Raw genomic sequence first — 25265 nt, forward strand, 5'->3', positions numbered from 1 at the left:
CCGCTTCCCTTCAGTACCCGAGCGTTCGCCGCTCCGCCGGCGTGAGCTGGTTGCGCTCGGCCGGCCCCATGGCCGAATCGCCGAGCACCTGCACCGCGCTGCCGCTGCGGTAGCCGCCGCGCTGCGGCGCGGCATCGTTGCCGCCGGGCGTGCTCGGCGTGCCGGACGCGGGCTCGTTGCCGAAGCCCAGCACGCGCACCGTGAACACCGACGGCAGCGCCTGCCGCGCGGCCGTGCGCTCGCGCTGCACCGAGTCCTGCGCGGCCATCGCGGCCTGCGAGGCCGCGGCGCTGGCGCTGGTGAGCGCGCCCACGTTGACCGAAGCCACCACCGGCAGCCCGGCCGACTCCCCCTTGACCTGGATGTTGGCCGCGTTGACCACCTGCAAGGCCGCGAGGTTCACGTTGCCCGACACGCGGATGCCGGCCTCGCCCGCGTCGATGGTGCCCAGGGGCGCGATCAGGTCGACGTCGCCCGGCGGCACCTCGGCGATCGGGGCCAGCGTGGCGATGCCGGCGCCGGTGCTCGGCACGGTGGGCGCCAGCGCGGCATTGCCGAGGGCGTCGTAGCTGCGCTTGGGCGGCGTGTAGACCACCGTGGTCTTGGCGCCGCGCCCGGCGTTGATGTCGCCCTCGGCGGACCAGGCCAGGATGCCGCCGCCGAAGGTGGTCATGATGCGCGACAGGCCCAGCAGCACGCTGTCGCGCGTGTAGATCTCGACCTCGCCCTCGCCCTGCGTGAGCAGGCCGGTGCTCGGCGGCGGCAGCACGCCGTTGGCGCCGAGCGTGAGTCCGCCGCCGGGCGCGAGCACCTGGATGCCGCCACCGAACAGCGTGTGCGCGCCCGCCGCCCCCTGGAACACGAGGCTGCCGCGCCGCTCGACCGGTTGCCCCTGGGCATCGGCTTGCGGCAGCAGCGCACCGATCGCCTCCCGCCCGCGCAGGTAGCTGCCCACGCGCCGGCTCTCGGGGTCGTTGTATTCGCGGCCACCCTGGCGCAATTCCTCGTAGAACACCTCGCGCACCAGAACGCCCTGCTGCTCGGCCGGCAGCGCGAGGAAGGCCGCGAGCGCGCCCTCGGCACCGCCCGCGTAGCCGAAGCGCTCGCGCAGCCAGGCCAGCAACCGGTCCTCGTAGGTCTTCGCGACCTTGCCGGGCTGGTCCGCCAGCGGACTGGCGGCATCGGCGAGGTTGGCGCGATCGAAATAGCGCGCGGCGAAGCCCGCGTAGTCGGGCCCGCCCGCGCCCATGCCGGCCGACAGCACGATCGAGGCGCCGGGACGGGTGTCGCCCTCGGCGATCGGGCCGATGCTGCGCAGCGTGGACGCGCTCACCTGGTTGCCCGAGAGCGGCTGCCCCTGCAGGATGTTGCGCCCGGCCGAGACCTCCAGCAGGCCGGGGCCCGCCACGTCGAGCGTGGCGTTCAGCACGTCGCGCCCCGCGTTCAGCACGGAGATGTCGAGCGCGCCGCTGTGCGCGATGTAGCCGGTCGCGATGATGTCGCGGCCGGCGCGCATCTGCACCGGCTTGCCGGCGATGTAGAAGTTCTCCGCCGCGACGCTCCCCTCGTAGCGCACGACCTGGCGGCCGGTGCTGGCCAGGATGTCGCCGCGCACGGCATACAGCCGGATCGGCTCGCTGCCCGGTGCGTGCAGCAGCGTCGCGCGGTCGGCGCCGTGGCCGAACAGCACGCTGCCCTCGATCAGGAAGTCGTAGAGATCCGCCTCCGGCGGGGTCACATCCAGCGGTCCGTAGAAGTTGCTGGCCGCCCACGCGCCGGGAAAACCCGCCAGCCATAGCGGGCGCTCGGGCGTCGCCAGCGCGGACAGCGGTCCGCTCGACATCGCGGAGGTGCCGGACACCCGGTCGCGCGCCAGCAGTTCGAGCCGCCCCTGGCGCGATGGCGCGAGCGTGAGGTTGGTGGCGATCGAGCCGTTGGCCGCGATCGCCGACAGGCGGCCCGGGTCGTAGCGGATCCACTCCACGTTGTTCGTGATCGACTTGCGCTGCTGGATGTCGCCGCCGGCCGAGAAGAGCTCGAGCCCGCTGCGCTCGGTCCACAGCGTGAACGAGGTCAGCGCCGGATTCTCCTGCCCCTCGAACGCGGCCTGCGTCGCGCCGCCGAGCAGCACGACCCGCCCGGCATCGCGCGCGGTGAGCGCCATCAGGTCGCCGCGCGCATCGACGGCCATGGTGCCGTCGCCGACCACCAGGCCGAGCCAGCCGTAGCCGAAGCGGTCGCGCGGCGCCTGCGCGTCCACCGCGCGCGGGTCGAGATCGGACTTCAGCCCGTAGCCCGATTCCAGCGTCATGCCCACCGCGCCCGCCCTCACGCGGCTGTCGCCGCGCAGGTTGACGAGTTGGCCGCCGGTGGTCGGTACGTCGCCGACATCGCGCCCGGCGTTGAGGCGGCCGCCGACGTCCAGGCTCAGCCGTCCACCGCCCGAGACCAGCACCGAGCCGTCGGCGCCCACGCGGCCGCTGGACGCCACGACCAGGTCGAGCGCCGAGGTCGTGCCGCCGAAGTCGTTGGGACCGAGGTTCGAGGTCGATCCGGCATCGCCGCCGGCGCGCACGCTCAGGTGCCCGCCGCCCAGGGTCCCGATGCCGCCGAACCCCGCCAGCTCGATGGCGCCGGAGAGCGGCGACACGGTGTACTGGCCGAAATTGATGCCCCAGGCCGCGCGCTGCCCGAGCTCCGCGCCGCCCTGGCGCCAGAGCCAGTAGCCGATGCCGTTGCTCGACTTGAGGTTGGTGGTGTCGCCGCTCGCGAAGCCGCGCACGTCGCCCTGCGCGGACAGCAGCAGGTCGCCGCCGCCCTCGGTGAAGAACATGCGGCGCGCGTTGAGCGTGGCCTCGTAGTCGGGATAGCCGAGCACCGAGCCGTCCCAGGTCCTGGCGCGCGGGGCATCCCAGGCCTCGCTGCCGGCGATCTGGGTGCCGGCGGTGTAGACGCCGAAGCGCGAGGCCTGCCGGTAGTCGCGCCCGGCCAGCACGTCGAGGTAGCCGGTGCCGGTGCGCACCACCGAGATCGCGTCCTCGGGCCCCGACTGCGTCGACGAGATGTGCGGATCGTCCAGCAGCACGTCGCCGCGCGCGCCGAGCAGCGATGCCGCGGTCACGGTACGGGTGTCGGCCGACGCGAGGTCGGCACCGCCCACCAGCCGCATCGACCACGAGCGCATGCCCGGCGCGAGCATGTCGGCCACGACCATCATGCGGCCCTGTCCGTCGGGGCGTCGGCTCCAGCCGAAGTCGTCGGGCGTGTCGGGTGGCGGCGCGAAGCCGTCGGAGATGCTGCCGTTGATCACCAGGTTGCCGCCCGCGCGCAGCACGAGCACGCCCGGTTCGCCGGAACCGCGACGCGACGCGTCGGCGCCCGGGCCGTAGCGCCAGCCCGAGAAATCGAGCTCGCCGCGCACGGTGAGGTCGCCGTCGCTGCGCAGTTCCAGGCCGGGACGCAGGTGGAAGGCATCGCCGAAGGCGCGCAGCCCCGCGAGCCGCGCGCGGGTGGTGCCGCTGGCGTTCGCGGCGTCGATGAAGGCGCGGCTGTCGGCGTGCAGCGTCTCGAGGTAGGCGCTGTCGACCACGCCATCGGCCGGCGCGTGGCGCGCGAAGGCATTGACCGCGATGCTCTCGGCGCCGCGCACCGTGAGTCCCGCGGCCGCGTCCACCGCCACGCCGTCGCCGCCGACACGCGGCGCGTTGATCTCCAGGCGGCCGCGCGCCACCGCGTCGGCCGCGCGCAGGTCGATGACGGCGGCGGGGTCGAGCCGCACCGTGCCGGCCGTCGACGCGAGCTCGATCTGCGCGCGGTTCGAGGCCTCGATGGCCTGCCCGCGGCCATCGAGCGCCAGGCGCGTGCCTCGCGCATCGAGCACCGCGCCCGGTGCCAGCACCAGGTTGTCGCGCGCGGCCAGCCGGATCGTGCCGACGTCCTCGCCGCTGGCGTCGATGCGGCCGTTGACGGTGAGCGCGCCACCGTCGGCCGAGACCTCGATGCGGTTGGCGCGCAACTCGTCGCCGATGACGAGGTCGCCGGTCTTCACGACGAAGCCGCGGCCGCCGAGGACACCGCCCTCGTTCAGGCGCCGGTTGAGTCCCGCCAAGTCGTCGAGCGCGCGGGCGCGGATGTCGATGCGGCCGGACTCGCGCGCCACCGGCGAAGTGCCGAGGATCGCGCCCGAGAGCTGCACGCGGCCGTCGACGCCCGTGGCGGTGACGCGGACCGAGCCCGCCGGCTTGCCCGCCGCCGAGACGTCGATGCGCGAACCGGCGGCCTGCTCGACCGCGCCATTGGCGGATTCGATCAGCAGGTCGCCGCCGCCGCTGAAGCGCCGGAGGTCGAAGAAATCCAGCGCACGCCCCGCGAGGTCGATGGCAGCATCGCCGCCGAGCCGCACGTCGCGCTCGGCCTCCAGCACCAGCCGGCCGCTGGGCAGCGCCACGGCGGTGTCGAGCTCGATCGAGCGCCCGGCCAGGCGCACTTCGGCGCCCAGCGCTTCGGCCCCCGCGACGCCCGCGCCGCCGCTGCCCGCGCCCTGCGGCGCCGTCACCCGCACCGCATCGCCCGCGCGGTAGGCCATGAACGAGCCGGCCTCGCCGGTCAGCAGTGGCGTGTTCAGCAGCAGCTCGCCGCCACGGCGGCTGGCCGCATCGGCGCCCTCTCGGTACACCGACAAGGTCGCGCGCCGGTTGGCCGTGATGCGCTCGGTGGCGTCGAGCTCGACGCGCGAGAAACCCAGGATCAGCCGGTCGAGCGCGACCTGGTCCTGCGCCCGCTGCAGCGGGCCGTAGCCGAACTCGATGCGGCGCGCATCGACGACGAGGCTGCCCGCGCCGGTGCCCGGACCGCCGGGCACCACCGCGCCGGGCGCGCGGCTCGCGTACGGCGCCTCGGGCGTGCCCGCCCCGGTGGACAGGCCGTTCCAGATCAGCGTGTCGGTCGCGATCCGCGCCCTGTCCCCCGCCGAGCCCCAGCCGTAGACCGCCGGCGTGTTCAGCTGCAGCACCGCCGGCGCGACGCCCGTGCCGTGCGCCGCGCGCAGGTCGAGGTCGACGCCGCCGAAGAAGTTGAGCGAGTGGCCCGCCGTCAGCGTGAGCTGCTCGATCGGCGTCTGGCCCGGCACCGTGGGCCGCAGCAGCCGCTCGAGCATCTGCTGGCTCAGCCGCACGCCGGGAGCGATCGCGCCCTGCGCTTCGGCGGCCGCGAAGGATTCGCGCGTGCCGACGTTGATCGCGGGCGCGGCCATGGCCAGGTAGCGCGCGTTGATCTCGGCCTCGCCGAGCGTCACCGGACCGCTGCTCAGGAAGCTCACCGTGCCGCGGGTGCGCAGCATCGCGCCGTCCGCGATGGTGATCGCCCCCTGCGTCGCCGACGGATCGCCCTGCGGAGGTGCGAAGTTGTAGATGCCGTTGCCCACCGCGAGGATCGCGTTGGCGCCCTGGCTCGCCGAATCGAGGTAGACGTAGCCGTTGGTGGAATCGAAGCCGACGGTGCTGCTGCGCGAGGTGTCGATCAGCGCATCCCGCTCCACGCGCACGTCGTGTCCGCTCAGGAACACCTGGCCCGCCGCGAGCCGCGCGCCGCCGCGCACGATCACGGCCTCCTGCTCGGCGCTCCGGATCACCACGTGCGGGCCGACCGGCACCTGGCCCTGGCCGACCGGCACGAACACGTCGCGCAGGCCGTACACGCCCCCCACGATCAACGCGCCCGCATCGAAGGCCGAGAGCTGCGCCGCGTCGAACGAGACGAAGCCCGGCGTGGACGCCGCGCCCGGCGCCACCACCTCCGCCGCGCGCCGGCCGGTGAGGAACAGGTTGCCGTCGAGCGCGGCCGCGCTGCCGGTGCCCGCGCCCGCCTCGCCGCGCAGCCGCGCCACGCCCTCGAAGGACAGCGCCCGGCCAGTCGCGCCGCCGGTGTCGATGTGCACGCTCTGGCCGTCGCGCTCGAGGCGCGCGCGCACCTCGCCGAAGGTGGCGGCGCGCGCGAGCGCGAAGTCGGCGTAGCTGGTCTCGTTGTATTGCGAGAGGCTGCGCACCGCGCTGCCCGGCGTCAGCGTGACGGCGGTCGGCAGCGCGTCGCGCACGGCGGTGTTGGCGATGCCGAGGTAGCCGCTGGCGCGCACCGAGCCGCTGGCGCGCAGTGCCTCGAAGCCCTGGCCCGCGCCGGTGGCGCCGAGCTCGATGCGCCAGGCGCCGGGCAGCAGCGCGTAGGTCGAGGGCATCAGCGTGTAGGTGCCCGCGGGCAGGCCGCCCACGGGCGCGTCGAAGCGGATCTGCTGGCCGATGCGCGGCGCGCCGGCGCCCGCATCCGGGGCCACCGGCGCATAGCCACCGGCAAAGCCCGGCACCAGCGCATAGACGCCGGCACCCGGGCTGCTGAAGCCGTAGACGGGGTTGGCATCGACCAGCGGCGTGCGCAGGACGTCGACCGAACCGCCGCGCCCGGTGAAGAAGCCGGCGCCGGTGAGCCGGCCGCCGCCCGACACGTCGAGCACGGCGCCGGCCTCGGCCGCGATCCGCGACTGGCCGAAGGCCACGCCGGGGCGCACGAACTGCTCGGCGTACAGCTCCGGCCGGCCGGCCACGGCGCCCAGCGGCAGGTACTCGACCGTCTGGCCGTTGTAGACGTAGCGGATGTTGTCCACGGTGCCGCCATAGGGCATGACCATGCCGGCGGCGCTGGTCGAGGTCAGGCTGCCGTCGCGCAGCAGCACCTCGAACAGCAGGTCGCGCAACGGCGGCGTCCCGACGCCGAAGGCGGGCTTGGTGCCGAAGACGATGCTGCCCAGCGGCGCGCGCACCACCCCGCCCTGGTCGATGGTCGCGGCCGCCAGCGTGAGCGTGCCGAAGGCCGAGGCCGGCATCGCGGGCAGTTCGCCGGTGCCGCGGATCGTGAGCCGGCGCGCGGGATCGTAGGTGTCCGGCTGGCTGCCGACCGAGCGCAGCGCCACGCGCAGCTCGCCGGTCGCGCCGGTGGTGGGATAGAGCTGGGCCGCGGTCACCGCGAGGTTGCCGCTGGTCTCGAGCGTGCCGTTGGTGAAGCGCACATCGCCGCGGCTGCTCAGCGCCACCTCGTCGAAACCATGGAAGTCCAGCGGCCGGCCTTCGATCACCCAGCCGAAGGGCGTGGGCACGGGGCCCTGGCTCACGCCGGCCGGGCCGAACAGGTTGGAGGCACGCACGTCGATCAGGTCGGCCTGGATGTCGAGGCGGCCGCCGTTGAAGGTGGAGCTGCTCCGGGGCACCAGGCCCGACAGGAACTCCGGCGCCTGGACCTCGATGGGGACCTTGCCGTCGAGCAGCACGTACGGTGCGGCCAGCACGACCCGCGCGGGCGGCGCGACCGTGGAAGCGGCGAAGGCGCCGCGGCGCAGGATCAGGCTCTCGGGCAGCCGCAGCTCGAGGTTGCCTTCGATCTCGAGGATGTCGCGGTTCCAGAGCTCCAGCGTGCCGAAGCCACCCGCGCGCACCTCCTCGGCGCTCAGGCGCGCACGCGCATCGACCAGCGAGCCGTCGGCCACGCCGGGCCGCAGGCCCGCGGCGGCGCCGCTGCCGACGCGGTCCTGCGTCAGCGTCATGATCTGCACGCGGTGCGCGTTGCCCGGCGGGTTCTCGAGCGCCAGGTTCAGCGTGCCGCCGGCCGCGCCCTCGCCGCCCGCGGCGGCGCGCAGGCTGCCGTCGTTGAGGATGCCGCGCGACGAGCCGATGCGGATCAGGCCGCCGTCGCCGGCCAGCCGCTGGCTGCGCGCACCGCCGGGCGGCAGGTTGTCCTGCGCCGCGTCGACCTCGGCGTAGGCACCCGAGGCGTCGAGCCGCGCGCCGGGCCGGACGATCACGTGCATGCCGGTGGTCTTGAGGAGGTCGCGGTTGGCGCGGGTGTAGTCCTCCAGGCCGATGCGGATCGAGCCGCCGTCGGGTGCGACGCCGTAGCGCAGGCCTTCGCCGTCGATGGCGGTGTAGGCGCGGCCCGCGGCGTCGAGCACCGCGTCGCCGCCGATCCAGATCGAGGTGCCGAGCGGCGCGAGGCCCGGGGCGTCCGTGCCGCGCGTGACGGCGCTGGTCAGCACGATGTCGCCGCCGGGCGCGACCACCCGGCCTTCGACCGTGAGCTGGCCCTGCGCCACCAGTCGTGCCTGGCGGCCGGGATCGACATCGATCCCCACACCGCCCGGCAGCAGCAGCTCGGCGCCATGCAGGCTCAAGTCGGCACCGGTGCGCGCCGTCAGGCGGTGCCGCAGCGCATCCTCCGCATACAGCGGCGGCAGCCAGCGCTCGAGCGCGCGGGTGGTGTCGGTACCGCTCGGCAGCTCGCGCGCATCGGCCGCGGCGCGCAGCACCGGCACGCGCGGGGCGAGGTCCTCGTTCACCAGGACGCCGCCGAAGCTGGTGAGGCGATAACGCGAGAAGCCGCTTTGCAGCAGCGCCGGATCGAGCCGCTGGGCCGGCACGAAGTCGATGTCCTGCGCGAAGCGCGCGCCGCCATCGACGACCCGTCCCGGCGCATAGACCGTCGGGATCGCGGCGCGCTCGCCCGCCTGCTGGGTGAAGGTGTAGGGAAAGGTCGGAAGCCCGGCGGGGAAGACCGCCGACGGCAGCACGGTGCCCGGCATGAACTGGCCCTGGACGTAGTCGATGCGGGTGCCGGCGGGCATCCGGCTGCCCGCCCCCAGCGGCCCGAGCGAGGTGCCGAGCGTGACGCCCACGGGCACCACCCAGTCGGCGCCCGTCACGATCGGCGTCGTGATCTGGGCCGCGACGTAGTCGGCCAGGGCGACGTCCTGCACCGTCACGCTCAGCGTGGTCGAGGCGCGCAGCGGCAGCCGCTCGCCGAGCCCGATGCGCACCTCGCGCGCGAGCACCACCGCCAGCGGCACCGCCGTGCCGGCCGCGAGCCGGCCGCTTTCGAGCAGAGCGTGCTCGCCGAACACCACGCTCGAAGGCGACTGCAGCGTCAGCGTGCCGCCGCCCAGCACGCCGCTGGCGCGCAGCTCGCCGTCCAGGCGCAGTTGCACGCCGACGGGGTTCTCCTCGAAATTGGTCTCCACGAACGCCGCCCCGGCCAGCAGGCTCGCGCTGCCGCCGCGCCCGCCCGCGAGCCGGCCGTTGCGCATCAGCGTCGCGCCCGAGGACACGTCCACCACGCTGCCGCGCTCGAGCGCGATGCCGCCGTGCGTCATGCGCACCGAGAGGCTGCCGCCGTCGACGAAGGCGGTGCTGGCCTCGCCGTCGATGTCGCCGCCCTCGCGCTGCTGGTTGCTCCACACGCCGCGCAGGTCGAGCCGCGCGCCCTGCGCGAGCACGAAGCTGGACGACCCGTCCTCGCGCGCCAGCAGCGTGCCGAGGTTCGGCGAGCCGGTGGTGGCCACGGGCGCGATGTTGCCAACCACGATGCCGCCGGCCCGCGCGCTCACATCGGCCTCGATGTGCGTGGTGGGCGCCACGATCTCGAGCCGGCCGCCATCGGCCAGCCGCAGCGCGCGCTCGATGCGCACCTCGCCGTTGGCCACGATTTCCAGGCCGCCGAGGCCGAAGCCGGAGAGCCGCGCGGCATCGAGGAAGGCGGCGCCGGTGCGCGCGGCGGGCAGCGCCGCGGCTGGATCCATCGCCAGCGCATCGGCCACGTCGGCGACATCGCCGATGCGCACCTGGGTATCGAAGGCGCCGTCCGCGCCCACGCCGCCCATGCGCCGCAGCGCCAGCGTGCCGGCGCGCGCGACCGCGAGCTGCGACTGCACGTAGCCGTCCTGCGCCGCGCCGCGCGCCTGCGTCTGGCGCGGGCCTCGGAACACCGTCGCCTCGATGTCGCCCTCGAGCACCGCCGTGGGCGCGCTCACCACCAGTCGGCCGGCATCGCGCCCGATCGTGTAGCCGTTCTCGAGCTGGCGCTGCGGGCCGATCAGCGGGTTGTAGAAGTGGCCCGTGGTCTTCTCGCCCCAGCGCGCATGCGCATCCTCGAAGCCGCGGTACACGCCCCCGAACACCATGTCGGCCGGCGCCTTGTCGAGCCGGTAGAGCCGCCCGTCGCTGCCCTTGAGCCAGCTCTGGTTCAGGTAGCCCGTGCGCACGTCGATCGAGCCGCCCGACAGGTTGATCGCGGAGCCGCGCTGCGTCACGACCTCGGTCGCGCCCAGCGTGACGGTGCCGCCCTGCGTCAGCCATTCGCCGATGCCGTGCGGCTGGTTGCCCAGGTAGCCGCCGACCTCGAGCAGGCCGCCGGCGGTGTAGTAGCGGTCGCTGTCGTACACGCCCGGCTTGGCCGGCACGTAGCTCAGGCGCCGGCGATCGATCCAGACGTTGGCGTTGGCGAGCTTGCCGCTGTCGCGGTTCAGCGGTGCGTCGCGCTGCTCGTTGCCCTGGATGTTGATCCGCACGTTGTTCGATTCCATCGCCACGCTCACGCCGACGGCGCCCGCCACGTCCAGCCGTGCCTCGTTCGCCACCAGCACGCGCCGCGCCGCGCTCGTCGCGACCTGGCCGCCGGTCGCCAGCACGAGCGAGCCGCCCTCGAACTGCACGTCGCCGCCCGAGACGATCTCCACGCGCGACAGGTCGCGCCGGTCCTGCAGCCGCGACAGATTGTCGAACACGCCGGGCGTGGCCATGGTGCGCAACCGGTCGAGTCGCGCCGAGTCGGCGACCAGCGCCTCTCGCTGGCTGTCCAGCGCGGTGAATCGATCGTCCGCATCGATCAGCACCGCCGTGACCGCCTCGCGGCCCGTGGCCACGCGCCCCTTGGCATCGGCCGCCGAGTTCAGCAGGTGCACCGTGCCGCGCGCATTGACGGTGGTGGTGGCCAGCGCCACGCCGTCCTGGCGCACCGTGCGGCCGGCCAGCGTGATGTCGCCCTCGGTGGCGACGATCAGGCCGCTGTTGCGCACCAGGCCGGCCGTGCTGTCGGGGGCGAACTGCGGCGCGATCTCGTTGCCGCGCGTGGTCGAGAAGGTGTTGGCCTCGGTGCCCACGCCCTTGCGGATCGCGAAGCTGTCGCCGGCCGCGAGCTGTGCCTGGCCGCGCGGCGTGGCGATGCTGCCGGCGTTCTCGACCTCGCGCCCGAGCAGCAGCACGTAGCCGCCGCCCTGCGTCACCGACGCGGGCTGCCGGGTCGCGATGCGCGCGCCGGCCTGCACCTCGACCTTGCCCGCCGCGTCGGTGAACACCGGCTGCGGCTGGCCATTGGACTGCGCGCTGTAGATGCCGTTGTTGCGGAACTGGTCGTCGCCGATGCGCGCCGCGGCCGCCACCAGGTTGCGCGTATCGACCTGGCTGGTGCCGCTGAACACCACGCCGTTGCGGTTGGCGATCAGCACCGTGCCGTCGGCCTTGATCCGGCCCTGGATGCGGCTGGGCCGCGCCTGCGGATCGTTGACGCGGTTGAGCACCGCCCAGTCGGGCTGCTGCTGGAACTCGACCGTGGTGTTGCGCCCGACGTTGAAGGTCTCCCAGTTGAGGATGGCGCGCTCGCCGGTCTGGCGAATCGCGACCGTGGTGCGGCCGTCGGCCTGCGTCTGCTGCGGTGCCTGCGCATTGAGCCAGCCGGCGCTGAGGCTGTTGCCGTCCACGCGCAGGCCGCCCTCGGCCAGGCCGTCGGGCACCGAGGCCTCGCCCTGCGCGGCCAGCCGCGCGGCGGCCTGGGCCGCCTGCTGGGCCGCGATGCCGCGCGCGGCCAGCTGCAGGTTGTCGAGCGAGCGCTGCAGCTCGGCATTGGCGCGCTGCTGCTGCGCCTGCGGGTGGGTCAGCAGCGCGGCCGGCTGGCCGTTGGGCAGCCGGCCGGTGGCGGCGGCCGTGGCCTGCGCCATGTTCTTCTGCGCCATCCAGCCGGCGCTGAAGGCGCGCTGGGCCTGCGCGCCGCCGGCGGCCAGCGCCATCGCGAGGCCGGCGACGGCCCAGGCGACGGGATGCAGCGGCCGCGCCTGGGCGCGAGGTGGATGGTGCGGCGGGGTTCGGTCGGTGGCGCGTCGCGGGATCGGAGACATGGTGGCGGGTCCGTGTGTGGGCATCGGGGTCGGTCGTTGAAGTCCTGACCTAGACGTTCGCGCCGCGAAGACCCGCCAAGGGAATCCGACTTTTTTTCGCGTGCGGCGCGGCCCGCGTTCAGCCCAGCATCACGATCCCGCCCGGCCAGCGCGTGGCGCGCGCGCCGAACAGCACCTCGATCTGCTCGATCGCCTCGTCGAGGGCGTCGATGCGGAAATGCCCGCTGAGCCGGTGGCGCGCGAGCGAGTCGCTCGCCAGCACGACGCGGCCGCTGCGGTAGCGGTTGATCTCGTGGATGGCCTCGCTCAAGGGCGTGCCGCGGAACACCAGCTCGCCACGGCGCCAGGCCTGGGTCTGCGCCATGTCCACCTGCGCCACCGGCGACACGCCGGTCGCGCCGCACCAGATCTGCTCGCCCTCCAGCAGCGCGACGGTGCGCATGGGATGCATGACCTCGACGCGGCCCTCGATGCAGCTCACGCGGTAGCGCTCCTCCTGGCGCCACACGGCGACGTTGCCCACGCCGGGCACGATGCGCGTGTCGCCCGCGACCAGCTCGACGAAGGGCGCGCCGGGTCCGCGCCGCAGCGTGGCCTCGCCCGCGATCAGCCGGATGCGCTCGCCGCTGCCGGCCGCGCCGGCGGGCTGCACCGCGAGGCTGGTCTGGGTGTTGAGCATCAGCTCCACGTCGCCCGCCAGCGTCACCGTGGCCTGCTGGCCGGTGCCGGTGCGGTAGTCGGCCACCAGTTCGGACCACGAGGGCCACAGCGCCAGCGGCGGATGCACCACCGCCGCGACGGCCGCGGCGCCCGCGCTCGCGAAGCCCGCGCCGAGCAGCCAGCGCCGGCGCGTATCGACCGCCACCGCCGCGTGCGCGGCGGCGCGGACCGGTGCCGCCGCCGCGGGAAAGAGCCGCTGGTGCGCCTGCGCCACGCCGCCGATCGCCTGCCATTCGCGCTTGGCGCGCTCGAAGGCCTGCGCGTGGCCGGGGCCGCACGCGCGCCATTGCGCGAGCTCGCGCGCGTCCTTGCGCGTGGCCGCGCCCGAGCGCAGCCGACGCACCCACGCGCGCGCTTCCGCGTCGAGACGGGAATCGGGGACTTCGGAATCGTCGTCGGCCATGTTCGAAATCATCGGTGTGCTGCTGACTGGACGTTCGGCGCCGGGGCCGGCCGCCAACTCAGTCCTTGCGCGGCCCTCGCATCTGTTCGACGCAGAACTCGTGCGCCAGGTGGATCTCGCGTTCGACGCGCCGCAGCGAGATCGCGTAGCGCTGGGCCAGTTCCTTCTGCGGAATGCCCTCGACGCGCGAGGCGAACAGCAGCTGCCGGCGCAGCGGCGGCAACTGCTCCATCGCGCGCGCCACGGCCTCGAGGTCGACGCGCGCCTCGACGGCCACGGCCGGATCCACCGCCTTCTCGTCGGCCATCAGCAACTCGTCGACCTCCTCGCCCGAGAGCTCGAGCCGGTCGGCGCGGATGCGGTCGATCGCGATGTTGACCGCGGTGCGCAGCAGGAAGCTCTGCGGACTGTGCACCGGGCCGGCCGGCGCGCGCGCGGAGAGCTTGACGTAGGTGTCGTGCAGCACGTCCTCGGCCAGCTCGACCGAGCCGAGCCGGTGCGAGAGCTTGCGGCGCAGCACGTCGTAGCGCTCCACCAGGAAGTTCAGCAGCGCCGTCATGGGCGGCAGTCGCCGGTCTGCGCCGGCTGGCGCGGCAGGATCAGCAGCGCGATCGGCTGCGCCAGGCCCGCGGGCGGCGCCGACGCGAGCGCGAGGCCGGTGAGCCGCGCGGCGATGCGCGCATCGCGCCGCTCGTTGCCGGTGGGATGCAGCAGCACGCGTTCGACCACCGGGGCCTCGGCATCGATCCAGAGATTGAGCGCGAGACGGTAGCTGCCGGGCATGGTGGCCGGATCGCCGCACAGGGCCGCGGTCACGCGGGCCTGCAGCTCGGTGTAGTAGCCGCGGCGCGCGGCGGTGGCGGCGCTGGCGCTGGCCGTGCCGGTGGCCGCGGCAGCCGGCGCGGACCCGGCGTCCGGCGCCTCGGGCCGCATCAGCATGAAGGCCGCCTGCGAGGTGTAGCGCACCACGATGCCGCTGCCCGCGAGCAGCTCGCGCAGCGCGGCCTCGGGCGTGCGCTCGCCCTGCAGCGGGCCGGCCATGCGGCCCTCGGCGATCGCGTCGTCGTAGAGCAGCGACTGGCCGGTCTGCGCATGGAAGCGGCTCAGCGCGGCGGCCAGCGGCAGGCGCGGGATGTCGAAGCGCATCGGCGCCGCGGGGTCGGCCACGGGGTCGGCCGCGGTGGTGCGCGGCGCGTCGGCGCGCGCGGCCGGCATGCCGCTCAGGAGCACCGCCACCGCCATCAGTCCCGCCGCGAGCTGTGAACCCGCTGCGGGCATGCCGGATCGAGGATGGAGGTGCGGGGAAGGTGCATGCGCGGCGAGTTCGAAAGGGGCCGGGCCGCGGACATCGGGACCATCGCAGCCTGGGCGAGCCGGATGGTGACCGCGCGAGATGACGAAATCGTGTCCGAACGATGACGGCCGGCCCCGCGCCGGACCGGCCGGCGCGGGCTCAGCCGCCGGAACGCGCGGCGGCGAGCTGCCGTTCCAGGGCCTCGCGGGCCCGGCGCGCCGCCTCGGCATCGACCTGTGCCTCCAGCACCCGGACCAGTTGCTCGAGCTGTGTCGCGCCGAGCCCGACGTTCATCGCGATGCGCAGGTGGGCCTGGAGTTGCGGCTCGACGCCCGCGAGCGCCGACAGCATGCCGATGGTGGCGAGCTCGCGGCTTTGCCAGTCGAGGTTGTCGCGCTCGAACAGGTCGCCGAACAGATGGGTCTTGAGGAACTCGTCGATGGCCGGGGCGAAGTCGAACAGCGGGCCCCGGACCGGTCCGCCCGAGAGCTTCGTCTGGTTGGCGGTGCCGGCCGCGAGCAGGGCATCGCCCCGCGGAACGGGCCGCGACGGCAGCGGTCCTTCGCGGTCCCGCAGGCCGCGTTGCCGACGCGCCTCGAGCACCTTCATCAGCTCGCCCAGCGCATTGAGGCTGCGCGGAAAGCCCGCATAGGCGTAGACCTGCACCAGGAGCTCCTTGAGCTCGTTGACGCCCAGGCCGGCGTCGAGGCCCCGCTGCAGCGCGGCGGACAGGCGCGCGATGTCGCCGCTCGCGGCGAAAGCCGCGATCGGAACGATCGCCTGCTGGCGCGCGCTCAGGGATCCGGTGCCGGCGGGCGCGGCGTTCACGGGCGCGGCATGGCAGGCGGCGGCCAGGCCCAGGGCGGAGGCGAGCGCGCTCCTGCGGGACCGGTCAACGCTGGGGGTATTGCGCATCGGACACCTTCTCGAGCCATTCGACGTTCCTGCCATCGACCGTGCCGGTGACGGCCAGGTGCGTCATCGCGGTGCCGGGCGCCGCGCCGTGCCAGTGCTTGACGCCCGGCGGGCACCAGACGACATCGCCGGGCCGGATCTCCCGCACCGGCCGGCCCCACTCCTGGGTCAGGCCGACGCCCGAGGTCACGACCAGGCGCTGCCCGGCCGGGTGCATGTGCCAGGCCGAGCGCGCGCCGGGCTCGAAGGTGACGAGGCCACCGGAGGCGTTGAGGGTCTCGCTGGCCGGCCAGACCGGATCGATGCGCACGCGGCCGGTGAAGTACTCGGCGGGCCCGGCCACCGAGGCCTGGCTGCCGGCGCGCGCGATCTGCTGGGCCTCGGCAACGGCTGGCGCGTTTTCGACGGCGCCGGCACTCAGGCCGTGGAGTGCCGCCAGGCAGAAGGCGGCTTGGAGGGGACGATGGCACATGGAGAGTTCCTGGGAAATGGACCGATGCCCGAACTCTAGGAAGCGCGCCATTGGTTGAGAAGACTGCAAAATCGGGATGCACTTGTGAATCCAGTTCACCAATTCATCCGTGACCACCGAGAACCTCAACGACCTGCAAGCCTTCGTCGTCGTCGCGCGCGAACGCAGCTTCACGCGCGCGGCCGCGCAGATCGGCGTCTCGCGCTCGGCGCTCAGCCATTCGATGCTGGCGCTCGAAGCCCGGCTCGGCGTGCGGCTGCTGACGCGCACCACGCGCAGCGTCTCGGTGACCGATGCCGGCGCGCGGCTGCTGAACACGCTGGCGCCGCGGCTGCAGGAGATCGCGCAGGAGCTCGAATCGCTGAGCGCGATGCGCGACAAGCCGGCCGGCACGGTGCGCATCACGGCGCACGACCATGCCATTGCCACGGTCCTGTGGCCGCGGCTGCTGCCGCTGCTGCGGGAGCATCCCGACATCGAGATCGAGTTCAGCGTGGACTACGCGCTGACCGACATCGCGGCCCGGCGCTTCGACGCGGGCGTGCGCCTGGGCAGCAGCGTCGACAAGGACATGGTGGCCGTGGCGATCGCGCCGCCGCTGCGCATGGCGGTGGCCGCCTCGCCCGGCTACCTGGCCGGCAAGCCGCTGCCGCTGGTGCCCGGCGACCTCACGGCGCACCGCTGCGTGAACCTGCGGCTGGCCACGCACGGCGGCCTGTATGCGTGGGACTTCGAGAAGGACGGCGAGGCGCTCGGCGTCCGGGTGCGCGGACAGGCGACGTTCAACAACACCTACCTGATGCTCCAGGCGGCGCTGGACGGCCTGGGCTTCGCCTGCGTGCCCCTCGACATCATGGCGCCGCACATCGCGCAGGGAACGCTGGTGCCGGTGCTGCGGGACTGGTGGCCGACCTTCCCCGGCTATCACCTCTACCACGCCAACCGTCGCCAGCTGTCGCCGGCACTGGCGCTGGTGATCGAGGCCCTGCGCTACCGGGCACCGCGCGGCAGTTGAGGCCGCGCGGGCGCTCAGCCCAGCCTGCGCCGGCCGCGCACGCGCTCGTAGCGGTAGACGCGAAAGCCCTCGTCCTGCACGAAGCCCACGGGCTCCCAGCCGCGCGTGAGCGCGCAGTCGGTGATCTGGGCCATCTGCACGCCCAGGTAATCCTGCAGCCCGTCGTCGACCGCGAGCTCGAACTTGCGCAGCTCGCGGTCCAGCGCCTCGATGGCCGCGATCGCGGCTTCGACGCTGGCGAAGGGCCGGCGCCGCGCGAGGCCGGTGGCGGGCGCCGCGGGCGCGGCCGCGCGGCGCGGCTTGGGACCGAAGTCCACGCTGATGCCGCCCTCGACGCTGTCGAGGCTGCCCATCAAGGTGACGTGGCCCATGATGTTCATGCCATGAACCCGACGTTGCGCGGATACGCGATGCCATTCGCCGTGCGTCCGAAGTTCTTCAGGTTCGGCAGGATCTCGTCGAGCTGGCTGTCGGGCACGCCGAACCAGCGCGCGAGCGTGGCGGCGTACTGGTCGACCGAGGTGGTGGGCAGCAGCCGGCCCTGCCCCACGTGCCACTGGTCGGCATCGGCCGCGGTGTTGCCGATGCTCACGGGCGGCGGCGTGCCGTAGATCGCCCTGCCCTTGACCGCGCCGCCGACCACGAAGTGGTGGCCGCCCCAGCCGTGGTCGGAGCCGTCGCTGTTGTACGAGAGCGTGCGGCCGAAGTCGGAGGCCGTGAAGGCCGTGACCTGCTCGGCCAGGCCCAGCGCCGCCATCTGGCGATGGAAGGCGGCCATCGCGTCGGACAGCCGCTGCATCAGGCCGGGCTGGTTGGCGATCAGGCTGTCGTGCAGGTCGAAGCCGCCCATCGAGACGAAGAACACCTGGCGCTTCACGCCCAGCGAGGCGCGGCCGCGGATCAGGCGCGCGACCATCTTGAGCTGGCTCGCGAGGCCGTTGTTGGCCGGGAAGGCGCCGGCGGGAAAGTCGCTCTGGATCGCCGCCGTGACCTGGCCCTCGGCCTTGACCGCGCGCCGCACCACCTTGCTGTACTCCTCCTCGAGCGTGTGACCGCGCGACTGCTGCGCGAGCTGCTGCATCGCGGCCTTGACGGTGTCGGAGCCGAACAGGTTGCCGGTGTTGTCGCCCACGCTGTAGATGCGCACCGCGCCGCCGGTGCCGACCTGGTACTGCAGCGCCCGGTCGCCCGAGAGGAACACGGCATTGCCCGCGACCGACATGCAGGTGAACAGCGCGCCGGTGTTGCCCGACAGCACGAGGTCGCCGATGTTGCCGCCCCAGCCCACGGTCGAGCCCTCGGGCGAGGACGACTGCCAGACCGACTGCTGGTCGTTGTGCGAGAACAGCTTGGGCGGCACCGGCCAGGCCTTGCGGTTGCCGCTGTCGTACTGGGCGCGCGTGATCGGCGCGATCAGCGGGCCGACGTTGAGCTGCACCGCCACCTTGCCTTCGCCGTGGAACAGGTCGGCCAGCGCGGTCATCGACGGATGCAGCGCGTACTGCCGCCCGCCCGGCAAGGCCTGCGTGGGCGCGAGCAAGGTGGGCAGCAGCTGGGCGCGCGGGATCGCGATGCCGCCGCCGGCATCGCCGTTGCCGCCGCGGATCTGGCTGTACTTGCCGTAGCTGTCGGTGTCGCAAGTGACGACCGTGTTGGCGTAGTCGTTGCCGCCGTAGAGGAAGACGCAGACCAGCGCCTTGTAATCGTCGCCGGGCGCGGCCTGGGCCGCGGCCTCGCCCATGGTCGCGAGGTTGAGCGCGAACGGCAGCGCGGTGCCGGCCATCGCGAGCTGGCCCGAGCGGCGCAGGAAGGCGCGCCGGGTGTGGCGCGCGGGATCGATCAGATGCATGGGCGCCGCTCCTGGCTGGCCGTGTTCGTCGGGGTCATGGGGTTCATTTCTGCACCAGGTATTCGGGCGCGCCCATCACCAGCATCACGGCGGCGCAGACGCGGTTGAGCCGGGCGCCCTCGCTGCTGCTGGCGTTGAGCGCGGGCGTGGCGAGCGCATTGACGATCAGGCTCACGGTGGCGTTCGAGAGCTGGTTGCCGGTCAGCAGCAGGTCGAGCCGCTTCACGAGCGCCGCGGGATCGAGCGCCAGCGCCTTCTCGGCCGCGTAGGCGGCGCGCACGTCGCCGTTGTCGATGCCGTAGGGCAGCGCGTTCTGCAGGAAGTTGAGGTAGCCGCCCACGCTGGACTCGTTGACGATCTGGAACTCGGGCGCCACCAGCTTGCGCTCGGCGATGGCGGTGGCCGGCGGCACGTAGCCGGGCCTGAAGTAGTTGAAGACCGAAGGCGAGCGCAGCGGGCTCTGGCCCAGCCCGTAGCTGGCATTGCTCTGGTCGCCGATGCGCCAGGTGCCCTTGGTGGAGCTCACGCCGAAGCTGCGGCCCCATTGCGCCAGCCGCAGCATCGGTTCGCGCAGGCGGCCGAAGTCGGGGCTGGCCAGGCCGGCCGGCCCGCGTGCCTCGTCGTCGATCAGCACGGCGGCGAACACCGCCTTCATGTCGCCGCGCACGCCCGCGCCGTTGTCGGCGAAGGCCGCGGCCACGCGCTTCACATAGGCCGGGCTCGGGTTGCTCGTGACCAGCCGCTGGATCAGTTGCCGCCCGATGAAGGGGCCGACGTTCGGGTGGTTGAACAGCGTGTCGAGCGCGATCTTGAGCGCGGCGGCGCCGGGCGTGTTGGCGGGCACGGTGGCGCCGAGGAACTTCGCCTCGAGCATCGAGTGGCGGCTCGCGTCGAGCACCATCGGCCGGGTGGTCCAGTCCCTGGTCTCGACGGTGTAGCTCGCACCCGGCGGGCGGAAGCCGTTCTGCTCGCCGGGCTTGATGTCGAGGTCGTAGCCGGTGAACACGCGCGCGAGCTGGCTCACGTCGTTCTGCGTGTAGCTGTCGAGCGGCTGGCCGTCGGCGCCGGTCTTCGGCGTGCCGTCGGCCTCGAGCTGCTGCAGGCCGATGCTCATGAGCTGCATGACCTCGCGCGCATAGTTCTCGTCGGGCTGGCGGCCGCGGTTGTTCTCCTTCTGGTTGCCGCGCGTGTTGAGGTAGAAGCCCATCGCGGGATTGAGCGTCACGGCCTCGAGCAGCTGGCGGAAGTTGCCGGTGGCGCCGGCGGCCAGCATGTCCCAGTACTGGGCCATCATGTGCGTCGGCCAGCTCGAGCCGATGTCGTTGGCCGAGACCACGAAGATCTCGCTGAGCGCGAGCGCCATGCGCTTGCGCACCGCGTCGCCCGACAGCATGAGCTGGCGCCAGACGGTGGCGTCGATGTCGGTGCCGTTGTAGGGCTGGCTCTCGACCCATTCCCAGGCGGTCTGGGTGCGCGGCGCGTTGAACTGCTGCTCGAGCCAGGGCAGGTAGCCGAGGCTGCGCACCGTGGCGATCTCCGCCTCGGAGGCCGAGAACTGTGCCTGCAGCAGGAAGCGCGCGGCTTCCGCGTCGCTCCTGGCTTGCAGGTAGTGGTAGGGACCCGTGTCGGCGGGCGCGGACGTATCGGGCTGCGGATTGCCGCCGCCAGCCGCGCCGGGGAAGATGCCGCCGCCCGCGCCACCGCCGCCTCCTCCACCGCCACAGCCCGCGATCAGCGCCGGCATCGCGAACAGCGCGAAGCCCTTCAGCGCCCCGGCCGATCCTTCGGCGCCGGGCGTGCCGTCGCCGTCCCGCGCCAGCGGCGCATCCTCCATCCCATGAGCCGCTGCCTGCTGGCCGGCTTCTTCCGTGTCGAACATGACCCTCGCTCCTGCGGCGCCCGCGCGCCGATGGAGGTCAGGAGGCAAGGCTCATGCCCTACCGGTTTCCGTGGATCGAGGGGCCGAAATCGACGGACTTTCGGCTTAGAAATGTGAACTTGTGTGACTTTTTCGTCGCTCAGGAAACATAATTTGACAATTCCTGCCCTGAATTGTCTTCAGCAAGCGCTCAGGAGGACACTGCGCGTGTCAGTCGTCGTCCCCGTCGTCGTTGGGCGCGCGGTACGGGTAGCCGGGACCGTAGTAGAGCCGGCCCGGCGGCGGCGCGATCAGCGGTGCCGGCCGGTAGTACACGGGCGGCGGCGGGCGGTAATACACCGGCGGTGGCGGCGCGTAGTAGATCGGCGCGGGCTCGTAGTAGACCGGCGGCGGCGCGTAGTACGGCGGCGGATAGCCCGCGCCGGGCGTGCCGATCTCGATCGACCAGTGGCCGCGCGCGTTCGCGGCACCGGCCGCGCACAGCGAGGCGAGCGCCACGGCGGCGAGCGCGGCCACGTGCAGGCCGCGCGACGAAAAGGAAGAAGGCTTGAGGTTCACTGAGGGCTCCCGGTGCGGGCTGGCTGGAAACGACCGCCAACGGCGGTCCTATGCACGAGCAACGCCCGGCCCCCGCGCGCCGTGCACGTCCGGCCACCGCTTCTGGTAGCCAAACGTGACGGGGCCGGCGCCGTTCAGCCGACCGTGCGGCGCGACAGCAGCACGTCGCCGCCCATGGTGTTGAAGGCGATGGTGGGCGCGCTGAAATCGCTGAGCGGCGCGCCGAGGCCGATCTCGCCGCTGCCGTGCAGCACGCACTCCTCGCGCCGCAGCGCGATCTCGCTGCTGGGCCCGGCGTTGCCGTGGAAGCGCACCCAGGTGCCGTAGGTGCTGAGGTCGGTCAGCACGCAGCTGCCCTGGCGCAGCTCGATGCGCGCGTGCAGCCGCGACACGCGCGGATCGTTGACCACGAACTCGGCGTCGTCGACGCGGCCCAGGTGGATCGGCAGCTGCTCGGTGCGGAACATCGAGCGCACGTCGAGCCAGCTCAGCTCGATCTGGCCGAAGTTCGAATCGGCATGGCGCCCCGCCATCAGCGCGGCCGGGACGGTCAGCGAGGCGGTGACGTCCTCCTGCCAGTCGATGCGGTGCACCACCGACAGCTCGCTGCGGCCGCGGATGTTGATCGGGCCGAGGTCGCGGTGATGGACCGCGCCTTCGCGCAACTGGACGATCACCGATTCGGTGGCCCAGATCTGGCTCGGCCCCGCGAGATCGCTCAGGCGCGAGGCCAGGTTGACCGCGTCGCCGAAGCAGTCGCCGTCGACCTCGAGCACCTCGTCGCTGGCCACGCCGATCTGCAGCTCCATGCGCAGCGGCGCGGGCCAGGCCAGCAGGCGCTTCTGGTGCTGGCGCTGCAGCTCGATCACCGACTGGATCGCGCCCGCGCCCTCGGCGAACAGCGCGAGCACGCCATCGCCGAGCGACTTGACCACGCGGCCGCCATGCTTCTCGCACACCGCCCCGATCCATTGCGTCAGGCGCGTCACCGTCTCCGTGGCCCGGGCATTGCCCATGGCCTCGAAGACCCGGGTACTGCCGGTCAGGTCCGCAAACACCACAGTGGAGTTGACAACCATGTTCTGAATCCGGCCTCACCGCCGTTGTTTTGTGTTGTATCTATCTCCGACCGGACACGGAGAACGCCGAAATCCGGTCATCCCTGGACGGGTTTGTACCGTCAAATCCTTCACCAAGTCGCACTATTCTGAAGAGGAAGAGTGAGGCGTCGGACAAATACTGCGAGCACTGTAGGAATAATCCCGCAATTGCATTAATACTTAAGAAAACACTCTTCAGTTTTTGCTCGAACTGCTACGTAAAGTGTGTTGTTTTCAAACAAGAAACAATGTTCCACAACTTGTCTCTTGATCACCGCCCGATTAAGGTAACCGCCAATCCTGTTCTCGGTGTTACGTAACTCGCCATGACGATCCTCCGCCGCCTGCTTCGTCTGCTGCACCTGTCGGGTGCCGGCAACGCACGCACCAAGGACCTTCAGCTCGGCCGCATCCGCAGCGCGATGCTGTCGCTGCTCCCCTCGCAAGGCGGCCACTCCGTGCAGCGCGTGAGCCAGCGCGTGCGCTTCGCCGCCGATGTCGAAACCCTCTGGTACCTGCGCCAGGACGTGATGACCGCGCTCAGCGCGATCGACGGCGAAACCGCCGCGCGCCGCAAGATGAAGGGCATCAACAGCATGTTCGAAGGCGGCCTGCCAGGCTCGATGGGACCGCGCGCGCACCAGCGCATTCCCCACCACTGATGTGACGGATGGCAGGCGGTCGCGAGCTGCCTGCCGTTCGCTTCGAGGCGGCCTCCGGGCTGCCTTTTTTTTGCGCCGCGCGGGCGCGCTTCAGTGGTCGTGGCCGTGGTCGTGCGCGTGATGCGCATGGCCGTGATCGTGGCCATGGGACCGCGCGCCGCCGTGCGGATGGTGGCCCCAGACCATGAACACGTCGCGCCCGTCGGCCGCGAGCTCGACCTTCGCGCCCACCGGCAGCAGCACCTTGGTCGGCACATGGCCGAACGGCAGGCCCGCGATCACCTGCACCTTGCGCAATTGCGCGCGCAGCCGGTCGATCACCGTGTCGAGGCCGAAGCCGCGGTCGTAGCCCGGCACCTTGCGCATGCCGGTGAACTGGCCGAAGACGATGGCGCGCTGGCGGCCGAGCACGCCGGCCATGCGCAACTGCTCGAGCATGCGCTCGATGCGGTAGGGATGCTCGTTGATGTCCTCGATGAACAGCACGCCCTGGTCGACCGCCGGAAAGTACGGCGTGCCGAGCAGGCTGGTCAGCACGCAGAGGTTGCCGCCCCACAGCACCGCATCGTGCACGGGCTTGAACTTGAGCGCCGCGTCGCGCACCGGCATGCGCCAGCCCGTGCCCTCGCCCTGTCCGCTCGCGAGGTCGTCGAAGCAGGCTTCCATGATGTCGTCGGGCCCGGCCTCGGCGCCGAAATCCTCGCCCACCGCGGGGCCGGCCCAGGTCACGGCGCCGGTCTTGGCGAGCAGCGCGTTCTGCAGCGCGGTGAAGTCGCTGAGGCCGACGAACTCGGTGCCGCGCTCGATGGCCTTGGCCAGCTTCTTGAACGGCACGCCGTCGAGGATGCGCGTGAGGCCGTAGCCGCCGCGCGCGATCAGCGCGATGTCGGCTCCGCTCGCGGCCGCGCGCGCGATGGCCGCGAGGCGCGTCGCGTCGTCGCCGGCGAAGCGCTGGTGGAAGGACAGCGCGGCCTCGTCGACCTCGACCTCGTGGCCCAGGGCCTTCAGGCGCGCCACGCCGCGCCGGAACGCGGCCTTGTCGCGCACCGCGCTGGAGGGGGAATAGATGTAGATGTGCTTGTTGCTCACGGCGTCGAGTATCCCATCGCGGCCCGCGCCGCCTCTGCCAGTGCCAGCGCCTGCGCGCGGTCCGGCCCCGAGGACCGGGCCAGCGGGCCGAGCGCGCGCAGCGCGGCCTCGAAGCCGCGGTCGGGGAACGGCGCGCGCCAGGCATCGCGCACGCGCTCGCCGCCATCGGGCGCGGCCAGCAGCGCCGCGAAGCGGCCCGCGGGCGCGGCCGCATGCAGGGCCGCCGCCAGGTTCGCGCCGGCCTGCGAATGCACGAGCAGCATCGGCGAAGGCGGCAGCCGGTCCAGCCATTCGAGCAGCACGTCGCGATGCCATTCGAGGCTGTGCGCGGCTTCGCGCTTGGGCTTGTCGCTCTTCCCGAAGCCGATCAGGTCGGGCACCCGCACGCGCAGCCCGGGCAGGCCCACGAGGTGGCGGAAGGCATAGCCCCATTCGCCGGGACCGTGCAGGCACAGGCAGGCCACGCCGTCGGCCGGCCCTTCGTCCACGTAGTGCAGGCGCCAGCCGCGCTGCGACGGCAGGTCCTGCACGTGGTGCGGCGCGAAGGCATAGTCGGCCAGCGCCGCGAAGCGCTCGGGCGACGTGCGCAGCGCGTCGTCGCGCAGCGGCTGCGCCTGCTCGCGCGCGGCCGCGCGCCGTTGCTGGAAGAAGTCCTGCAGCAGCGCCGCGCAGTCGGCCGCCAGCACGCCGCCCTGCACCTGCGTCTGGTGGTTGAGCCGGGGCAGCGCGAACAGGTCGAGCACCGAACCCGCAGCGCCGGTCTTGGGATCGGCGGCGCCATAGACCACGCGCGCGAGCCGCGCATGCAGCATCGCGCCCGCGCACATCGCGCAGGGCTCGAGCGTGACGAACAGCTCGCAGCCCTCGAGTCGGTAGTTGCGCAGCGCCTCGGCGCCGGCGCGCAGCGCGTTGATCTCGGCATGGCCGCTGGGATCGTGGCCGCCCACGGGCGTGTTGCGGCCGGTGGCGATCACGCGGCCGTCCTTCACCAGCACCGCGCCCACGGGCACCTCGCCGGCCTCGGCCGCGCGCCGCGCCTCGGCGAGCGCGAGCGCCATGAAGCCGTCGTCGGTCAAGGGCTCACTCGTCATCGGGCATCTTGCGTTGCGACTGCTGCATCGCGGCGTCGAGGGCCTGCCTGTACTGGTCCTGCACCTGGCGGGCCTGGTCGCGCACCGGGGCCGGGGCCGTCGAGCCATCGGCGGAGACGGGCGCGGCCGTGCCGGCGAACTGCTTCTTCGCGACCAGCGCGACGATTGCGAGCGCGATCACGAGGCCGATCAGTCCGAGGCCGCGCATCTCAGCGGCCTTTCGCGCGGGCGGTGGTGT

Annotated in this window: 16 protein-coding genes; 2 read left to right on the forward strand and 14 right to left on the reverse strand. The window is 72.9% G+C overall.

Annotated features, from left to right (window positions below; all coding sequences use genetic code 11):
* Positions 1-10 precede the first annotated feature (10 nt).
* The 6 genes from KV106_RS01370 to KV106_RS01395 all read right to left on the reverse strand — a co-directional run bounded on the left by KV106_RS01370 (position 11) and on the right by KV106_RS01395 (position 15784).
* Complete coding sequence (locus KV106_RS01370) at positions 11-11980, reverse strand: filamentous haemagglutinin family protein (RefSeq protein ID WP_261205782.1); 11970 nt, start codon at positions 11978-11980, stop codon at positions 11-13.
* A 118-nt stretch (positions 11981-12098) separates the two neighbouring features.
* Positions 12099-13115, reverse strand: coding sequence for a FecR family protein (locus KV106_RS01375; RefSeq protein WP_261205783.1), 1017 nt, complete (start codon positions 13113-13115; stop codon positions 12099-12101).
* Between the two features lie 46 nt (positions 13116-13161).
* Complete coding sequence (locus KV106_RS01380) at positions 13162-13662, reverse strand: RNA polymerase sigma factor (protein ID WP_057594968.1); 501 nt, start codon at positions 13660-13662, stop codon at positions 13162-13164.
* Positions 13659-14381, reverse strand: coding sequence for an STN domain-containing protein (locus KV106_RS01385; RefSeq protein ID WP_261205785.1), 723 nt, complete (start codon positions 14379-14381; stop codon positions 13659-13661). Before KV106_RS01385 ends, KV106_RS01380 begins: the two co-directional genes overlap by 4 nt.
* 175 nt (positions 14382-14556) lie before the next feature.
* The gene (locus KV106_RS01390) at positions 14557-15312 is read right to left on the reverse strand and encodes a carboxymuconolactone decarboxylase family protein (RefSeq protein ID WP_261205786.1); all 756 of its coding nucleotides are present in this window, start codon (positions 15310-15312) and stop codon (positions 14557-14559) included.
* Positions 15290-15784, reverse strand: a complete 495-nt coding sequence (locus KV106_RS01395; RefSeq protein WP_261205787.1) for a (R)-mandelonitrile lyase — start codon at positions 15782-15784, stop codon at positions 15290-15292. The genes KV106_RS01390 and KV106_RS01395 overlap by 23 nt, the downstream gene beginning before the upstream one ends.
* 109 nt (positions 15785-15893) lie before the next feature.
* Between KV106_RS01395 and KV106_RS01400 the strand changes: the two genes are divergently transcribed.
* Positions 15894-16799, forward strand: a complete 906-nt coding sequence (locus KV106_RS01400) for a LysR family transcriptional regulator (protein WP_057594964.1) — start codon at positions 15894-15896, stop codon at positions 16797-16799.
* A gap of 14 nt (positions 16800-16813) precedes the next feature.
* On the opposite strand, the gene KV106_RS01405 is transcribed toward KV106_RS01400, so the two are convergent.
* The 5 genes from KV106_RS01405 to KV106_RS01425 form a co-directional block, all read right to left on the reverse strand.
* A complete protein-coding gene (locus KV106_RS01405; protein WP_261205788.1) occupies positions 16814-17170 on the reverse strand; it encodes a hypothetical protein in 357 nt (118 codons plus the stop codon).
* A 5-nt stretch (positions 17171-17175) separates the two neighbouring features.
* Entirely contained in the window at positions 17176-18648 is a 1473-nt protein-coding gene (locus KV106_RS01410) for a DUF1501 domain-containing protein (RefSeq protein ID WP_261205789.1), read from the reverse strand.
* A 43-nt stretch (positions 18649-18691) separates the two neighbouring features.
* A complete protein-coding gene (locus tag KV106_RS01415) occupies positions 18692-20527 on the reverse strand; it encodes a DUF1800 domain-containing protein (protein ID WP_261205790.1) in 1836 nt (611 codons plus the stop codon).
* A 210-nt stretch (positions 20528-20737) separates the two neighbouring features.
* Entirely contained in the window at positions 20738-21085 is a 348-nt protein-coding gene (locus tag KV106_RS01420) for a hypothetical protein (protein WP_261205791.1), read from the reverse strand.
* A 134-nt stretch (positions 21086-21219) separates the two neighbouring features.
* Positions 21220-22164: an adenylate/guanylate cyclase domain-containing protein gene (locus KV106_RS01425; protein WP_261205792.1), complete on the reverse strand. Its 945-nt coding sequence runs from the start codon at positions 22162-22164 to the stop codon at positions 21220-21222.
* A gap of 347 nt (positions 22165-22511) precedes the next feature.
* Between KV106_RS01425 and KV106_RS01430 the strand changes: the two genes are divergently transcribed.
* Complete coding sequence (locus tag KV106_RS01430; RefSeq protein ID WP_057594959.1) at positions 22512-22847, forward strand: hypothetical protein; 336 nt, start codon at positions 22512-22514, stop codon at positions 22845-22847.
* A 90-nt stretch (positions 22848-22937) separates the two neighbouring features.
* On the opposite strand, the gene KV106_RS01435 is transcribed toward KV106_RS01430, so the two are convergent.
* From KV106_RS01435 to KV106_RS01445, 3 genes are read right to left on the reverse strand one after another with little or no spacing between them, the layout of a single operon-like run.
* A complete protein-coding gene (locus tag KV106_RS01435) occupies positions 22938-23936 on the reverse strand; it encodes an LD-carboxypeptidase (RefSeq protein ID WP_261205793.1) in 999 nt (332 codons plus the stop codon).
* Positions 23933-25027, reverse strand: a complete 1095-nt coding sequence (tadA, locus tag KV106_RS01440; RefSeq protein WP_261205794.1) for a tRNA adenosine(34) deaminase TadA — start codon at positions 25025-25027, stop codon at positions 23933-23935. The genes KV106_RS01435 and tadA overlap by 4 nt, the downstream gene beginning before the upstream one ends.
* Positions 25017-25235 (reverse strand): hypothetical protein, encoded by a 219-nt coding sequence (locus KV106_RS01445; protein ID WP_057594956.1) that lies wholly within the window; start codon positions 25233-25235, stop codon positions 25017-25019. Before KV106_RS01445 ends, tadA begins: the two co-directional genes overlap by 11 nt.
* Positions 25236-25265 lie beyond the last annotated feature (30 nt).

This window comes from Variovorax endophyticus (assembly GCF_025376855.1).
Classification (GTDB): domain Bacteria; phylum Pseudomonadota; class Gammaproteobacteria; order Burkholderiales; family Burkholderiaceae_C; genus Variovorax.

Coding starts and splice junctions, on each gene's coding strand:
- KV106_RS01370 (WP_261205782.1), bottom strand. CDS start 11,980: ATGTCTCCGATCCCGCGACGCGCCACCGACCGAACCCCGCCGCACCAT.
- KV106_RS01375 (WP_261205783.1), bottom strand. CDS start 13,115: ATGATTTCGAACATGGCCGACGACGATTCCGAAGTCCCCGATTCCCGT.
- KV106_RS01380 (WP_057594968.1), bottom strand. CDS start 13,662: ATGACGGCGCTGCTGAACTTCCTGGTGGAGCGCTACGACGTGCTGCGC.
- KV106_RS01385 (WP_261205785.1), bottom strand. CDS start 14,381: ATGCCCGCAGCGGGTTCACAGCTCGCGGCGGGACTGATGGCGGTGGCG.
- KV106_RS01390 (WP_261205786.1), bottom strand. CDS start 15,312: ATGCGCAATACCCCCAGCGTTGACCGGTCCCGCAGGAGCGCGCTCGCC.
- KV106_RS01395 (WP_261205787.1), bottom strand. CDS start 15,784: ATGTGCCATCGTCCCCTCCAAGCCGCCTTCTGCCTGGCGGCACTCCAC.
- KV106_RS01405 (WP_261205788.1), bottom strand. CDS start 17,170: ATGGGCCACGTCACCTTGATGGGCAGCCTCGACAGCGTCGAGGGCGGC.
- KV106_RS01410 (WP_261205789.1), bottom strand. CDS start 18,648: ATGCATCTGATCGATCCCGCGCGCCACACCCGGCGCGCCTTCCTGCGC.
- KV106_RS01415 (WP_261205790.1), bottom strand. CDS start 20,527: ATGTTCGACACGGAAGAAGCCGGCCAGCAGGCAGCGGCTCATGGGATG.
- KV106_RS01425 (WP_261205792.1), bottom strand. CDS start 22,164: ATGGTTGTCAACTCCACTGTGGTGTTTGCGGACCTGACCGGCAGTACC.
- KV106_RS01430 (WP_057594959.1), top strand. CDS start 22,512: ATGACGATCCTCCGCCGCCTGCTTCGTCTGCTGCACCTGTCGGGTGCC.
- tadA (WP_261205794.1), bottom strand. CDS start 25,027: ATGACGAGTGAGCCCTTGACCGACGACGGCTTCATGGCGCTCGCGCTC.
- KV106_RS01445 (WP_057594956.1), bottom strand. CDS start 25,235: ATGCGCGGCCTCGGACTGATCGGCCTCGTGATCGCGCTCGCAATCGTC.